Below are 14154 nucleotides of genomic sequence, written 5' to 3' on the forward strand. Positions count from 1 at the left end.
CAGAGCATGAAACGGCGGTCCTGCCCGGGGCAGGCCCGCCGTTCCTTGCAAAGCGCCGGCCGGGATCAGGCTTCGATGGCGCGGCGGCGGCGCATCGCGCCCCCCACCAGGCCGAAGCCGGCGATCATCATCGCCCAGGTCGCGGCTTCCGGCACGGAGCCGTTGAAGCGCACTTCCGAAAGGCCGGTCCAGACGCTGCCATAGTTGGAGTTGAGATCGAAGCGGACATAGCGGGCTTCGCCGGTGAACTCGACGAGTTGGGCCGCGAACGACTCATAGCGGTTGTCGGCGTTCAGGATATGCCGCTCCAGCACCGCATCGGCGACCGACGTGAAGTTCACGCCGTCGAGCGAGATGGAAATGCCGAGATCCTTCACGCCGCGGTCGGTTTCATACCAAGGGTAATTGAAGTCGGCGGCATATTGCCAGATGCTGGCGGATTTCAACGAGACATTCTGGCCCAAGTCGAACAACAGCCAATGCGGAACTTGGTCCCAGGTGGACTGCCACATATTGTTCCAGTTGGTGTCGTGCTTGCCGCCCGACAGGCCCGAGCCATTGATCAGATTGTTGACATCATAGGTCCAGAAGCTGTCCGAAGCGGTGACGGCGACGGGCTGGATGACGGCGGCGGTGGCCGGAGCCGTGGCGACGAAAGCGGCGGCGGCGGCGAGAATCAGGCGATTCATGGTTAATCTCCCCTGTTGCGGTCCGGGCCAGATGCGCCCTGCCCTTTTCAGTTGGATGACCAATGCTTGAGACTTCCGTGACGCCCTAGGACGGTGGAGAAAGCCTGCGAGAAGGCCCTTCCGCCGCGCGCGCCGCGCGGCTAATCCGCTGGCCATGGACATCTCGCCGCTCGCCTGCCCCTTTCCCGAATTGCCCGAAGTCGCCGGCTGCCGCCGCGGCGCCGCGACCGCCGGCTACAAGCCCTGGACCCGGGCCGACGTCACCCTGCTGGCGTTCGAGCCGGGGACGGTGGTGGCAGGCGTCACCACCCGTTCGAAATGCCCCTCCCCGGAAGTGGAGCTTTGCCGGCGGCATCTGCCCGGCGGCGCGGCGCGCGCGCTGGTGGTGAACGCCGGCAATTCCAACGCCTTCACCGGGATGCGCGGCGCCGACGCCTGCGCGGCGCAGGTGGCCGAGGCGGCGCGGCTTCTGGATTGCGAGCAGGCCGAGGTCTTTGCCGCCTCCACCGGGGTGATCGGCGTGCCGCTGCCGGCAGACAAGGCGACGAGCGGGGTGCGCGCCGCGCATGCGGCGCTCGGCTCCGCCTCCTGGCTGGACGTGACACAGGCCATCGGCACCACCGACACTTTCCCCAAGGCCGCCGCGCGCGAAGCGGTGGTGGACGGGCGCAAGGTGACGCTGGTTGGCTTCATCAAGGGCTCCGGGATGATCGCGCCCGACATGGCGACGATGCTGGGCTTTATCGTGACCGACGCGGCTATCGACCCTGCCCTGCTGCAACAGATGCTGACGGCGGCGAACCGCTCCACCTTCTCCTGCATCACCGTCGACGGGGACACCTCCACCTCCGACACGGTGCTGGCGTTCGCGACCGGCGCTGCCGGCAACGCCCGGCTGGAAATTGCCGACAGCCCCGGGGCCGACGCCTTCGCCGTCGCGCTGGCCGACCTCTGCCGCGAGCTGGCGCAACTGGTGGTGCGCGACGGCGAGGGCGCGAGCCGCTTCGTGGAAATCCGCGTGTCGGGCGCCGTTTCCGACGACAGCGCCCACCGCATCGCCCTTTCCATCGCCAATTCGCCGCTGGTGAAGACCGCCATCGCCGGCGGCGACGCCAATTGGGGCCGGGTGGTGATGGCGGTCGGCAAGGCGGGCGAGCCGGCCGAGCGCGACCGGCTCTCGATCCGCTTCGGCGGAATCGAGGTGGCGGCGAACGGCATGGTGGTGGAAGGCTATGACGAAGCGCCGGTTGCCGCGCATCTGCAAGGGCAGGATATCGACATCGCCGTGGAACTGGGGCTTGGCGACGGGCGGGCGACCGTCTGGACCTCGGACCTGACGCACGGCTACATCTCGATCAACGCCGATTACCGAAGCTGAGCCGCCGGCTATTGCCGCCGGCTTCGCGGCGTGCGAGCGTCGGCCCATGGCAAGCCTGATCCTCCACCATTATCCGACCTCGCCCTGGGCGGAAGTCCTGCGGCTGGCGCTGGGCCTGAAGGGGCTCGACTATGGCTCGGTGGAGGTGCCCGCCACGCTGCCGAAGGACGAGCTTGCCGTGCTGACCGGCGGCTATGCCCGAACGCCCGTGCTGCAAAGCGGCGCCGACATCTTCTGCGACACCGCCGCCGCCATCGACGCGCTGGAAACGCTGCACCCGGATCCGACGCTGTTTCCGGCACCGCTGGGGCAGGGGCACCGGCTGCTGGCGCAACAGGCGCAGGGGCCGGCCTTTTCCGCCGCCGTGGGCGCTGCCATCGGCGACCTGCCGACCGAGGGGCTGGAAGCCTTCTGGGCCGACCGGGAGAAGCGCTTCGGCCTGAAGCCGGCCGGGATGAAGGCGGCGGCGCCGCACCTTGCCGCGCAGTTCCAGGCGCATCTGGCATTGCTCGACGCCAGCTTGTCCGACGGGCGCGCCTATCTGGGCGGCCCTGCCGCCGGCCATGCCGATCTGGCGCATTATCAGCTTCTCTGGTTCCAGGGGGTGCGCACCGGCGGAGACCTGAGCGCGCTGGTGGCCGACCGGCCGCATCTGGGCGCCTGGGCGACGCGGGTTTCGGAAATCGGCCATGGGCGGCCCACCGCGATCAGCGCCGACGAGGCCATCGCCGTCGCCAGCGGCGCAGAACCTACGATTCGCGGAATCGTCGACCCTGCTTCCGGGTTCGAGGCGGGACAGATAGTGTGGGTGTCGCAGGAAGGCTGCCAGGATGCGCCGACCAAAGGCCGGCTGGCGGTGCTGACCGACCGGCGGATCAGCCTGTTGCGGGAGCATCCGCGGGTGGGCACGGTCGCGGTGCACTTCCCGCGATTCGGCCAGATCGTCCGCCCGGCCTGATGGCCGGGCGGCTGAGGATCAGAGCGCGCCTTCGACCCAGCTTTTCAGCGCCGACTTGGGCGCGGCGCCGAGCTTTTCGGCCACCTTCTCGCCGCCCTTGAACACCAGCAGCGTCGGGATCGAACGGACGTTGAACTTCGACGCCCATTCCGGCTCCTCGTCGATGTTCACCTTCACCACCTTCACCTTGTCCGCGAGCTCGTCGGCGATTTCCTCCAGCGCCGGGCCGATCATGCGGCAGGGGCCGCACCATTCCGCCCAGAAATCCACCACCACCGGGGTTTCGCTGCCGAGCACATCGGCTTCGAAGGAAGCATCGGTCACCTTCATAGTCGCCATCGGATATCTCCACTTGCCCGCCGGGGCGGGCCATCGGCTTTTGAAATAACGCCCCTGCGCCTTCAATCAAGCGGAAGCAGGCCCGCCATGTCCTTCTCCCCCAGCAAGAGAAACTTGGGGGCGGCGGTGTAGAGCAGCGCCGCTTCCACACGGCGGCCGGGGAAGGCGCGCTTCAGAACCTCGGCATAGGCCGCCATCTGCCGCCGGTGCGGGACGGGGGCGCCGGCCGGGCTTTCCGGCACGCGCAACCCGGTCTTGAAATCGACGACCAGCACGCGGTCTTCCGTCACCAGCAGCCGGTCGACGATCCCCGCCACCGCCTGCGCGCCGATCAGGCCGGCGACCGGCGCTTCAGCCAGCGCCTCGGGCCCGAACAGCGCGGCATGCGCCGGGTTGTCCATCACCGCCAGCACTTCGGCGAGGATCGCTTCCGCCGCCTCGCCCGCCTGCTGCGCCGCCAGCCAGCCCAGCGCCTGCGCCCGGCGTTCGGGGGGCGGCACCGCCGGCAAGCGCTCGAACAGCTTGTGAATCAAAGCCCCGCGCATCGCCGCCGCGCGCATGGCTTCCGCCGCCGGGCCTTCGGGCGGCGCTTCCGGCATGGCCGACGGAGTCAGCGGCCGGGCCGGCCGGCCGGGCGGCGGGGCGATGGAAGTGACGACTTCGCTCGGCGCGTGCCGCGCTTCGCGCGGGTGCAGTTCGACGATGTCGGGGCCGGGCGCCGTCCACACCCCGCCGCGCAGGCGAAGCGTCTCGCCCCAGCCAGTGGCGAGCGTTTCCACCCCCGGCATCGCCGCCAGCACCGGGGTCAGCAGCCCGTGCCAGCTTTTATCGTTCTCCGTGCCCAGCTTCCTCGCGCCCGAGGCGCCGACCGCGCCGCCGATGTAGAGATGGTCGGCCGCCCGCGTCAGGCCGACATAGAGCAGCCGCAAATCCTCCTGCGCATCCACCGCCCTGCGCGCTTCTTTCAGGGCGCGCAGCTTCGCCGGCATCTCCGCCTGTCTGGGGTGGAAGACGGGCAGTTCACCGGCTCCGGCGATCTCCACCGGCAGATGGTCGTCGCGCCGGTCGCGGCGCTGGTGGGCGCTGTCCGCCAGCACCACCACCGGCGCTTCCAGCCCCTTGGAGCCATGGATGGTCATCAGCCGCACCTGCCCGGCGGCGGCTTCGGAATCCCGCTTCACGTCCGAGCCTTCGGCCTCCACCCAGGCGAGGAAGGCGGCCAGCGCCGGCGGGTTGCGCTGCTCATAGGCCAGCGCCTGTTGCAGCAGCTCGTCGATCGGGTCGTTCGCCTGCGGCCCCAGCCGCGCCACCAGCCGCCGCCGGCCTTCGAGCGGGCCGGACAGCAGCGTGTCGAGAAAGGCGTAAGGCCCGACCCGGTCCGCCAGCGCCAGCGCCGCGCCCAGCCAGCTTCGCGCTTCCGCCGCGCGCTCGCCGCCGGCGCGGCCGAGCGATGCCCAGAGGTTCGGCCCGCCACTGCCCAGCGCCCGCACCTCCTCATGGCCCCAGCCGAGGAAGGGCGAGACCAGCAGGCAGGCGAGGTTCAGATCGTCCTCCGGCTGCACCGCGAAGCGGATCAGCGCCAGGAGATCGAGGACGGCCAGCGGCTCGGTCAGCAGCAGCCGGTCCACCCCGGCGACCGGCACCCGCCGCTCGTGCAGCTCGGCGACCAGCGCCGCCATCAGCCAGCTTCGCTTGCGCAGCAGGATCAATATATGCTCGGGCCGCGCCCACTGGTTGCGCGCCGCCAGCCACAGGCGCTCGGGGTGGCCGGGCTTCAGCCAGTCGGCCACCTGCGCGGCCAGCCGGCGCGCCATTTCCCGGTCGGCCGCCTCGCTGCCATCCTCCTCGTCGTCGCCCTCGCCTTCCCCTTCCTCGTCCAGCCGCACCACCGGCCACAGCACCACTTCGCCGGGCGCCTGCGTGCGGTTGGGGCGGTGCGGCGGCGGCTCGGCCGCCATGCCCAGCGCTTCATAGCCGACCGTCCGCAGGAAGGCGTTCACCACCCCCAGCACCGCCGGGCCGGAGCGGAAGCTGAGCGCCAGATCGACCACTTCCAGCGCCTGCCCGGAGGCTTCGGCCTGCGGCGCCATCTTGCGCCGCCAGCCTTCGAACACCTGCGGGTCGGTGCCCTGGAAGCCGTAGATCGCCTGTTTGTGATCGCCCACCACGAACAGGCTGCGGCGGCGCTCGGGGTCGGCGGCGAAGAAATCCTCCACCAGCCGGCCGATGATCGCCCATTGCCGGCCGTTGGTGTCCTGCGCTTCGTCGACCAGCACATGGTCGAAGCGGCTGTCCAGCTTCCAGCCGACATAGCCGGGCATCCCCTCCGGCCCCAGCAGGCCGACCGTCAGCGCGATCATGTCGTCATAGTCGATGGCGACGGCGGCGCGCTTCAGCGCCTGGTAGCGGTGCACCACCCGGTGCCCGGCGCGCAGCACGCGGGCCGCAAGATCGGCGGTCAGGACACGGCGGTCGAAATCCAGCAGAAGCTCGACATCCGCCGCCAGATCCTCGGCCATCGCCTGGATGCCGGGCACGGCTTTTTCGCCCTGCCGGAAGCTGCGGACATTCTGCCGGCTGTCGAACAGCAGGTTTCTCAGATCCTCGACCCGGGCGAAGCGGCCTTCGGCCCCCAGCGCCAGCCATTCCCGCGCGGCGGCCGCCTGCGCCTGCGCCTTTTTCCAGCCCCATTGCTCCAGCGCGGCGGCGAAATCGGCGAGGCGGCCATCGTCGAAGGCGCCCGGCGCCAGCATTTCCGCCAGCCGCTCGCCCGGCTTCTCGCCCTCGCGCACGCCCAGCCAGTCGCGCACGGCGACCGCAAGGCCGCCGGCGTCGCGGAAAGCCAGGATGGAAAGGCTGTGGCCGATCAGCGTGTCGATCGCCTGCATCAGGCCGCTTTCGCCCTTCAGCACCGCCAGTTCGGCGAGATCGGCGAGGAAGCCTTCCTCGCCGCCGACCTGCGCTTCGGAAATGGCTTCGGCCAACGCCCGGCGCTTCAGTTGCCGCGCGTCGCGCTCGTCCAGCGCGGTGAAGCCCGGCGGCAGCCCGGCCTCCAGCGGGAAGGCCGCCAGCAGCCCCTGCGCGAAGGCGTGCAGCGTCTGCACCTTCAGCCCGCCCGGCACGTCGAGCGCGCGGGCGAAGAGGCCGCGCGCGCGCTTCAGATGCGCGGGCGTCGGCGCCACCCCCAGCGCCTCCAGCTCGGCCGCCAGCCGCGCCTCGTCATGGCCCAGCCATTCGCCCAGCCGGCGGACGATGCGGTTCTGCATCTCCGCTGCCGCGGCGCGGGTGAAGGTCAGCGCCAGGATGCGGTCGGGCGCGCTTCCGCGCAGCATCAGCCGCAGCATGCGGTCGGTCAGCACATGCGTCTTGCCGGTGCCGGCGGACGCCGCCACCCACACATGCCGCGCCGGATCGGCGGCGAGGCGCTGCTCCGGCGTGCGCTTCAGCGGCCCAGCCATTCGGCCACCCTTGCAAGCTGGTCATAGTCGGAAAAGCGACGGCCATAGACCATATGCTGCTTCGCCCGGAACGGCCGCTCGCCCAGCAGATAGCCGCCGACCAGCTCCTCGAAATCGGCCCAGGCGGCTTCGATGTGGGCGCGTATGTCGTCTGCGCCGACCTTCTGCCCCAGCGCGGGCGACTGCCTGCCCGGCTCCAGCCCGCCGGAGAGCTTCCAATATTCCAGCGCCTCGACCGGCAGGCCGCCGGTGTCGCCGAACAGCCCGGCTTCCGCCAGATGCGCCAGCAGGGCGAGCTGCGTCTGGTAGAGGGCGGTCACATCCTTGATCTTCGGCACCGAACCCGTCTTGTAATCCACCACCCGAAGCGCGCTTCCCGACCTGTCCAGCCGGTCGATCCGCCCCTTCAGCGTGACCGGGCCGAGCGCCAGTTCGGCTTTCTCCTCCCAGCGGAAGGGCTGCCAGTCCGGCTGTTCCGCCATGGTGGCGAGCGCCCAGCCCACCATCCGCTCGACTCGCGGCCGCCAGAGCGCGGCGATCTCCGGCCGCTCGCCCAGTTTGCGCAGTTCCGCATCGAGGATGGCGGGCAGCGTCGCCTGCCCTTCCTGCAGCGCGCGCTGCAATATGTCGTGCACCACCTGCCCGCGCTCGCCTGCCGTCGGTTCCGCGTCGCGCGGGTCCAGCTTCGACAGCTTCAATATCCGCCTGGCGTAGAAGGTGAAGGGGTCCGCCTTCAGCATGGCGACGTCCGTCACCGTGATCTCTTGCGGCCGCGCCGAGACGGGCGGCTGTGGTTCCGGCCGTGGATAGGGCGCGGCGGCCGGCGGCCGGCCCAGCGCGCGGGCGGCTTCCAGCAGCGCCTCGCGCCCCGGCGACAGCGCCCCGGAATCCGCAAGGCCGCCGGTGGCCGCCGCCAGCCGCTGCCAGAAGCGCGAGGCGACGGTCGGCGCGCCGCCGGCCCTCAGCGAACGGGTCAACAGCACGTCCGGCGCGCCAAGCCCGCCGGCGAATTGCTGCGCCTCCTGCCCCGTCCGCCGCGCCAGCCCCGGAAGGGAAAGCGCCCGGCGGATGGCCGGCGCCAGAAACGGATCGGGGGCGGGAAGCCCCGGCCAGCTTCCCTCGTTCAGCCCGCTCATCAGCAGCAGGTCGGCCGATTGCAGCCGCGCTTCCAGCAGGCCCCAGATGTGCAGTTGCGGGTGCAGGCTGGCGCGGGGGCGAACCGTCTGCCCGTCCAGCAGGACGGCGACGAAGGCGGCGGCATCGTCGGCCGTTACCGACAGGCGCTGGAGATCGGCGCGGCATTCCTCCAGAGCCTCGAACAGCCGGGCGAGCGCGCGGCCGGCGTCGCCGGCCCACAGCGCTTCGCCCGCAAGCGCCTCGGCGACCGCGCGCAGCCGGTCCATCAGCGCCTCGGCGGTCGGCGGCACAGGCTCCAGCGGCGCCAGCNNNCGGCGGGCCCGGCGCCAGCAGCGCCAGCAGCGGCGCGGCGTCCTCGCCCCACCAGTCGCGCAGATCCTCCGGCGCGCGCCGCTCGGCCAGCCGCGCCGCCACGCCGCGAAGGCCCGGCGCCGGGCGGATTCCCCTGAGCGCCTTCAGGTCCAGCTGGCGCAGAGCGTTGAGCCAGCGCAGCCGCGCTTCCCCCGCCCGCGCCAGCGGATGCTGCAGCAGCGCCAGCAGCGGCACCGGGGCGAAACGCTCGCCCGCCGCCGTCGCCAGCGCCAGCAGCAGGCTGCCGGGCCCGGTCGCCTTCAGCGGCTGGCCGGCGCTGTCGTCGACGCGGATCCCGAAGCGCTGCAACTGCACCGCCACCCGCGCCGCCAGCGCCCGGTCGGGGGTGACCAGTGCCGCCGTCCGCCCCGGGCGCTCCACCACCTGCCGCATGGCGAGCGCGATCGCCAGCGCCTCCTCGGCCGGATTCGCGGCTTCCAGCATCCTGAGACCGGAAACCGCTTCGGCGGCTGGCGCGGGCAGGGGCTCGCCGCTCAGTTCCGCCGGCAGCAGGGCGCGGCCGACCAGCGCCGCCCGTTCCGGCGCGCTGCCGGCCCGGGCGGATTGCCAAGGCCAGCGCCGCACTTCGCCGGGGGACAGGCCGGCGTCGGCCAGCAGACGGGCCATGCCGAATTGCGGATGCGTCTCGACCGGGGATTCGCCGTTGTCCCCGCGCAGCAGCGCCCAGGCCTCGGTGGGCAGCGTTTCGTCCAGCCCGGGCAGCACCAGCCGCCCTTCCGGCAGCCGCGCCACCCGATGCGCCAGCCGCGCCACCGCCGGCGGGGCAGCGGCGAAGCCCGCCATCACCACCGGGAATGGCGGCGGCGCCTTTTCCCAACGCGCCGTCAGTTCGCCCAGTTGCAGATTGCGCCGCCGTGCTGCGTCCATCCGCCCGCGCGCCGCCAGCAGGTCGGGCCAGGCGGACACCACCGCTTCCAGCACGGCGGCATTCTTCTGCCAATGGCCCTGCAACTGTCCTTCGGGCACCGCATCCTTCAGGTCGGCGGCGCGCTTTCCTTCTATCTCCAGCGTGTCGAGCGCGTTCGCCAATTGCCCGGCCAGCGCCAGAGCTTCGGCCGCCGGCAGTCTGCGCCCGTTCGCCAGGATCGCCGCCAGCGCCAGCCGCCGGGCCTCGGGCGCCACCGCCGGCAGGGCTTCGCTCGGCCCGCCGAGCGTGTCGAACAGCGGCCCGCCCTCGAACCCCTCCACATCGCCGGAGTCGAGGTCGCCGGCCGGCACCATGCGCGGCAGCAGCAGGGCGCGGCCCTCGCTTTCGCGCAGGAACGCCTCGGTCAGCGCCCGGATGGAGCGGCGGGTCGGCAGCAGCAGCAGAACCCGCGCCAGCCGCAGCGGGTCGGGGAATTGCGCCAGCAGCCCGGCGGCCAGATCGTCGGCGAACGGCCGCCAGACGGGGATGGTGTAAAGCGCCCCTCTTTGCTCAGAGGGTGCCAAGCAGCCACTCCGTCCGCTTGACGGCGGCGGCCGTGCCGACATCGAACCACAGGCCCTGATGCGCCACGCCGTAAAGCCGGCCTTCGGCCCCGGCCCTGTCCCACAGGCGGTTCATGGAGAAGGGCTCCACCTCCACCCCCTCGAACAGCCGCTTCGACAGCAGTTGCAGGCCGGTGTAGACGAAAGGCGCCACCCGCCCCTGCCGCCGGCGCAGCAGCCGGCCGGAAGCGTCCATGTGGAAATCGCCCGGCCCGCTGTGGCAATTGGCGCGCGCCTGCGGGATCATCAGCAGCAGCGCGTCCATCTCGCCGGCGTTCCAGCGTCCGGCGAGCATGTCGACGGCGCCCACCGGCCCGTCGATCCAGATATTGTCGGCGTTGATCGACAGGAAGGGGTCCGCCTCTATCAGCGGCAGGGCGTTGGCGATGCCGCCGCCGGTTTCCAGCAGCAGCGCGCGCTCGTCCGACAGACTGACCTTGAGATCGGTCGGGCGGGCGGCCAGATGCGCCTCGATCCGGTCGGCCATATAGTGCATGTTCACCACCACATGCTCCACGCCGCCGGCGCGCAGCGTGTCCAGCGCCCGATCCAGCAGCGAGCGGCCGGCCACTTCCACCAGCGGCTTGGGGCGGGTAGCCGTCAGCGGGCGCATGCGGCGGCCGAGACCGGCCGCCAGCACCATGGCGGAGCGCGGCGCTTCCCTCACCGGCACCATGCCGCCCTCAGGTCCGCCGGCACATGCGCGTCGAACCAGCTCTTCACCGGCGCCAGCGCCGGATGCTGGAAGTTGCGCTCCACATAACCCCACACGCGCGGCAGCCTTTCCACATAGCCTTGCCGGCCGTCCCGGTCCCTCAGGCGCACGAACACCCCCAGAATCTTCACATTCCGCTGCGCCCCCAGCACCTCGTAGGAGGTGCGGAAGGCCTGCCGATCCTGAACGCCGGCTGCCCTTCCATATTCGTCCAGCATTTCCTTTTCGAGGCGGGGCGAAACGTCGCGCCGCGCGTCCTGCAGAAGCGAGACGAGATCATAGGCCGGATGCCCGGCCAGCGCGTCCTGAAAGTCGAGCAGGCCGAGCGATTGCGAGCCCGGCCTTTCGGGCAGCAGCATCAGATTGTCGGCATGATAATCGCGCAGCGTCACCACCGGCCGGGCGGCGGTTTCCTGCAGCACCTCGCCCCAGACCCGATCCCAGGCGGCGGCATAGCTTTCCCTGTCCCATGTGAAGCCGGCGGCCTTGCCATACCATTCGGGGAAGATCAGCGCCTCGCGCAGCAGTTCGGCGCGGTCGTAGGGGCGGAGGTCGGCAGGCGGCGACAGCTCCTTCAGGTCCGCCAGCAGGCGGACGGCGGCGGCGTAGGTTTCTTCCTCGCGCTGCGGCTCGGTGGCCAGCACCGGCCCCATCAGCCGGTCGCCGAAATCCTCGATCAGCAGGAATCCCGCCTCCCGGTCGGCGGCGATCAGCCGGGGGGCGGAAAAGCCGGCGCCCACCAGCAGGTCGGCGATCTTCAGGAAGGGGCGCACATCCTCATGCTCCGGCGGGGCGTCCATCAGCACGGCGCGGCGGCCGCGATCGTCCAGGCGGAAATAGCGGCGGAAGCTGGCGTCGCCCGCCAGCGGGCTGACCTCCGCCCCGCCCCAGCCGGCGGATTCCAGGAATTTCCGATGCCCCTCGCGCGCGATCAAGCGCCACTCCCCTTCGTGCCCACCACCGCCGCATCCTTGCCGAAGCCGCTTTCCAGCAGCCGCTCGAAAGGCGCCGGCCCCAGTTTCAGCGGATAGCCGAACGGGCTGGCGAAGCCATGGATGAAAAACAGGATCATGCCCGCGAACGCCCCATAGGCGCCCAGCATCACCCATATCTCCCGCCCGCGCGGGTAGATGAAGAAAGGCGCGGTGACGAGCAGCAGGCCGACGATCGCCGGCACCGCGAACAGGAACGGCGCATTCTCGGCCGCCTGATGCTCGCGCAGGCTGCGCAGATCGGCCACTTTCGTCAGCCGGACGATCATCGTCTGCCGGATCGCGGCTTCGCGCGCATTGGCCGGCTCCAGCCCCAGCGCCTCGTCCTGGGCGATGTCGAAGGCCTGCCATGTCTCGGGGGAAAGCCGGTGATCCTTGCCCAGCGCCGGCCATTCCACCTGCACCAGCAGCCGCACATAATCCGCCAGCGCCACGCGGATCACCTGGCCGGACCCGCCTTCGATCCGACCGGCGTCGAAATAGATCTGCGAGACCGCCGCCGCTTCCTGATGCAGCCCGTCGCGCACATCCTGGTAGCGGCGCAGTTCCTGCGCATAGACCAGCGCCAGCAGGATGCCGAACAGGGCGGCGATCCTGAGCCCGGTGGTCGTGGCCATGTCGCGCACCGCCTGCGGATAGCTGTGGCCGTCGCTTCCGCCGCGCGGCGGAAGCAGGGTGCGCAGCAGCCGGTAGGTGCCGAAGGCCAGCAGGATTCCGCCGCCGATCCACAGCAGCATCAGGGCAAGATCACCGGGAAAATTCATGAACGCCGCCGGATATCGGGCGGACTGGTCAGACGGTCGGCCATCGCCCTTCCCAAGCCGGGCCGGCGTTCGAAGTCAAGCGCCGGTCCGGCCCTCCGGCGCCTTCCAGCCTGAGCCAGAGCCGGTCCGGCCAGATGTGGGCGCCCAGCCGCTCGGGCCATTCGATCAGCAGCGCGCCGTCCACCAGCCAGTCGTCCAGCCCCAGCGCCTCCGCCTCGGCCGGCGTTTCCAGCCGGTAGAGGTCGCAGTGCATCACCGGCACGCTTGTGTCGGGGTAGGTCTGCGCCAGGGTGAAGGTGGGGCTGGGCACTTCGCCCCGATGCCCCAGCCCTTCGAGGATGGCGCGGGCGAGCGTCGTCTTGCCAGCGCCCAGCTCGCCCGAAAGCGCCACCACATCGCCCGGCCGCAGCCGGGCGGCAAGTTCGGCCCCGACGGCGCGCAAAGCCGCTTCGTCGAGGCCGTCCATCTCAGTAGCGATAATGGTCGGGCTTGAACGGCCCTTCCGGGGTGACGCCGATATAGGCGGCCTGCTTCGGCGACAGCTTCGTCAGCTTCACGCCCAGCTTTTCGAGGTGCAGCGCCGCCACCTTCTCGTCGAGGTGCTTCGGCAGCACGTAAACGTCGTTCCTGTATTTGTCGCCGCCGGTCCACAGCTCGATCTGCGCCAGCACCTGGTTGGTGAAGCTGGAGGACATGACAAAGCTCGGGTGGCCGGTGGCGCAGCCGAGATTCACCAGCCGGCCCTTGGCCAGCACGAGGATCTTCTTGCCGTCGGCGAACTCCACTTCGTCGACCTGCGGCTTGATCTCGGTCCATTTCAGGTTGGCGAGGCCGCCGATCTGGATCTCGCTGTCGAAATGGCCGATGTTGCAGACGATCGCCATGTTCTTCATCGCCCGCATATGGTCGACGGTGATCACATCCTCGTTGCCGGTCGCGGTCACGAAGATATCGGCGCGGGTCGCCGCTTCCTCCATGGTGACGACTTCATAGCCTTCCATCGCCGCCTGCAGGGCGCAGATCGGGTCGATCTCGGTCACCAGCACGCGGGCGCCGCCGTTCCGGAGCGAGGCGGCCGAGCCCTTGCCGACATCGCCGAAGCCGGCGACGCAGGCGACCTTGCCGGCCAGCATCACGTCAGTCGCGCGGCGGATGGCGTCCACCAGCGATTCCTTGCAGCCGTAGAGATTGTCGAACTTCGACTTGGTGACACTGTCGTTCACGTTGATCGCCGGGAACGGCAGCTTGCCCTTCTTCGACAGTTCGTAGAGCCGGTGCACGCCGGTCGTCGTTTCCTCCGACACGCCCTTGATCGCGGCGACCGTCTTCGTGAGATAGCCCGGGCGCTCGGCGAGGAAACGCTTCAGCGTGGCGACGAAGATCTCCTCTTCCTCGTTGGACGGCGCGAACAGCGCCTCGCCGGCTTCCACGCGGGCACCCCACAGCGCGAACATGGTGGCGTCGCCGCCGTCGTCCAGGATCAGGTTGCAGGTCTTGTCCGTGCCCCAATCGAAGATGCGGATCACATAGTCCCAATATTCCTCCAGCGTCTCGCCCTTGACGGCGAACACCGGAACGCCGCTGGCGGCGATGGCGGCCGCCGCATGGTCCTGCGTGGAGAAGATGTTGCACGACGCCCAGCGGACCTCGGCGCCGAGATCGACCAGCGTCTCGATCAGCACCGCCGTCTGGATCGTCATGTGCAGCGAGCCGGTGATGCGCGCGCCCTTCAGCGGCTTCGACTGGCCGAACTCCTGCCGCAGCGCCATCAGGCCGGGCATTTCGGTTTCGGCGATGGCGATTTCCTTGCGGCCGAAATCGGCCAGCGACAGGTCGGCGATCACATAATCATGGGCGGCCACGGACAGGCTCCTGGCAAAGG

12 protein-coding genes are annotated in these 14154 nt (G+C 70.5%); 3 read left to right on the forward strand and 9 right to left on the reverse strand.

Translation table 11 applies throughout. The features are described 5' to 3' along the window. Positions 1-65: 65 nt before the first annotated feature. Positions 66-689, reverse strand: a complete 624-nt coding sequence (locus L6Q21_RS07465; RefSeq protein WP_237830164.1) for a PEPxxWA-CTERM sorting domain-containing protein — start codon at positions 687-689, stop codon at positions 66-68. Between the two features lie 154 nt (positions 690-843). On the opposite strand from L6Q21_RS07465, the gene argJ reads away from it, so the two are divergent. Continuing rightward, positions 844-2067: a bifunctional glutamate N-acetyltransferase/amino-acid acetyltransferase ArgJ gene (gene argJ, locus L6Q21_RS07470; RefSeq protein WP_237830165.1), complete on the forward strand. Its 1224-nt coding sequence runs from the start codon at positions 844-846 to the stop codon at positions 2065-2067. Positions 2068-2113: 46 nt separating this feature from the next. Then, positions 2114-3025 carry a glutathione S-transferase family protein gene (locus L6Q21_RS07475; RefSeq protein ID WP_237830166.1) on the forward strand — a complete coding sequence of 304 codons (912 nt, stop codon included), beginning with the start codon at positions 2114-2116 and terminating at the stop codon, positions 3023-3025. An 18-nt stretch (positions 3026-3043) separates the two neighbouring features. Here L6Q21_RS07475 and trxA read toward each other — a convergent pair whose 3' ends face one another. The 3 genes from trxA to L6Q21_RS07490 all read right to left on the reverse strand — a co-directional run bounded on the left by trxA (position 3044) and on the right by L6Q21_RS07490 (position 8249). Next, positions 3044-3364 (reverse strand): thioredoxin, encoded by a 321-nt coding sequence (gene trxA, locus L6Q21_RS07480; protein WP_237830167.1) that lies wholly within the window; start codon positions 3362-3364, stop codon positions 3044-3046. Between the two features lie 62 nt (positions 3365-3426). Then, on the reverse strand, positions 3427-6822 hold the full coding sequence (addA, locus tag L6Q21_RS07485) for a double-strand break repair helicase AddA (protein WP_237830168.1): 3396 nt from the start codon (positions 6820-6822) through the stop codon (positions 3427-3429). Further along, the gene (locus L6Q21_RS07490; protein ID WP_237830169.1) at positions 6807-8249 is read right to left on the reverse strand and encodes a PD-(D/E)XK nuclease family protein; all 1443 of its coding nucleotides are present in this window, start codon (positions 8247-8249) and stop codon (positions 6807-6809) included. The genes addA and L6Q21_RS07490 overlap by 16 nt, the downstream gene beginning before the upstream one ends. Positions 8250-8478: 229 nt before the next feature. On the opposite strand from L6Q21_RS07490, the gene L6Q21_RS07495 reads away from it, so the two are divergent. Continuing rightward, complete coding sequence (locus tag L6Q21_RS07495; RefSeq protein WP_237830170.1) at positions 8479-9783, forward strand: hypothetical protein; 1305 nt, start codon at positions 8479-8481, stop codon at positions 9781-9783. On the opposite strand, the gene L6Q21_RS07500 is transcribed toward L6Q21_RS07495, so the two are convergent. From L6Q21_RS07500 to ahcY, 5 genes are read right to left on the reverse strand one after another with little or no spacing between them, the layout of a single operon-like run. Next, positions 9749-10477 (reverse strand): nucleotidyltransferase family protein, encoded by a 729-nt coding sequence (locus L6Q21_RS07500; RefSeq protein WP_237830171.1) that lies wholly within the window; start codon positions 10475-10477, stop codon positions 9749-9751. The two genes, L6Q21_RS07495 and L6Q21_RS07500, sit on opposite strands and share 35 nt — an antisense overlap. Beyond that, entirely contained in the window at positions 10465-11451 is a 987-nt protein-coding gene (locus L6Q21_RS07505; protein ID WP_237830172.1) for an aminoglycoside phosphotransferase family protein, read from the reverse strand. The genes L6Q21_RS07500 and L6Q21_RS07505 overlap by 13 nt, the downstream gene beginning before the upstream one ends. Then, positions 11448-12272 (reverse strand): bestrophin-like domain, encoded by an 825-nt coding sequence (locus L6Q21_RS07510; protein WP_237830173.1) that lies wholly within the window; start codon positions 12270-12272, stop codon positions 11448-11450. Before L6Q21_RS07510 ends, L6Q21_RS07505 begins: the two co-directional genes overlap by 4 nt. Positions 12273-12300: 28 nt before the next feature. Next, positions 12301-12738, reverse strand: a complete 438-nt coding sequence (tsaE, locus tag L6Q21_RS07515; protein WP_237830174.1) for a tRNA (adenosine(37)-N6)-threonylcarbamoyltransferase complex ATPase subunit type 1 TsaE — start codon at positions 12736-12738, stop codon at positions 12301-12303. Between the two features lies 1 nt (position 12739). After that, complete coding sequence (gene ahcY / locus L6Q21_RS07520) at positions 12740-14134, reverse strand: adenosylhomocysteinase (protein WP_418895813.1); 1395 nt, start codon at positions 14132-14134, stop codon at positions 12740-12742. Between the last annotated feature and the right edge of the window lie 20 nt (positions 14135-14154).

This window comes from Sandaracinobacteroides sayramensis (assembly GCF_022014495.1).
In the GTDB taxonomy this organism is placed as follows: domain Bacteria; phylum Pseudomonadota; class Alphaproteobacteria; order Sphingomonadales; family Sphingomonadaceae; genus Sandaracinobacteroides; species Sandaracinobacteroides sayramense.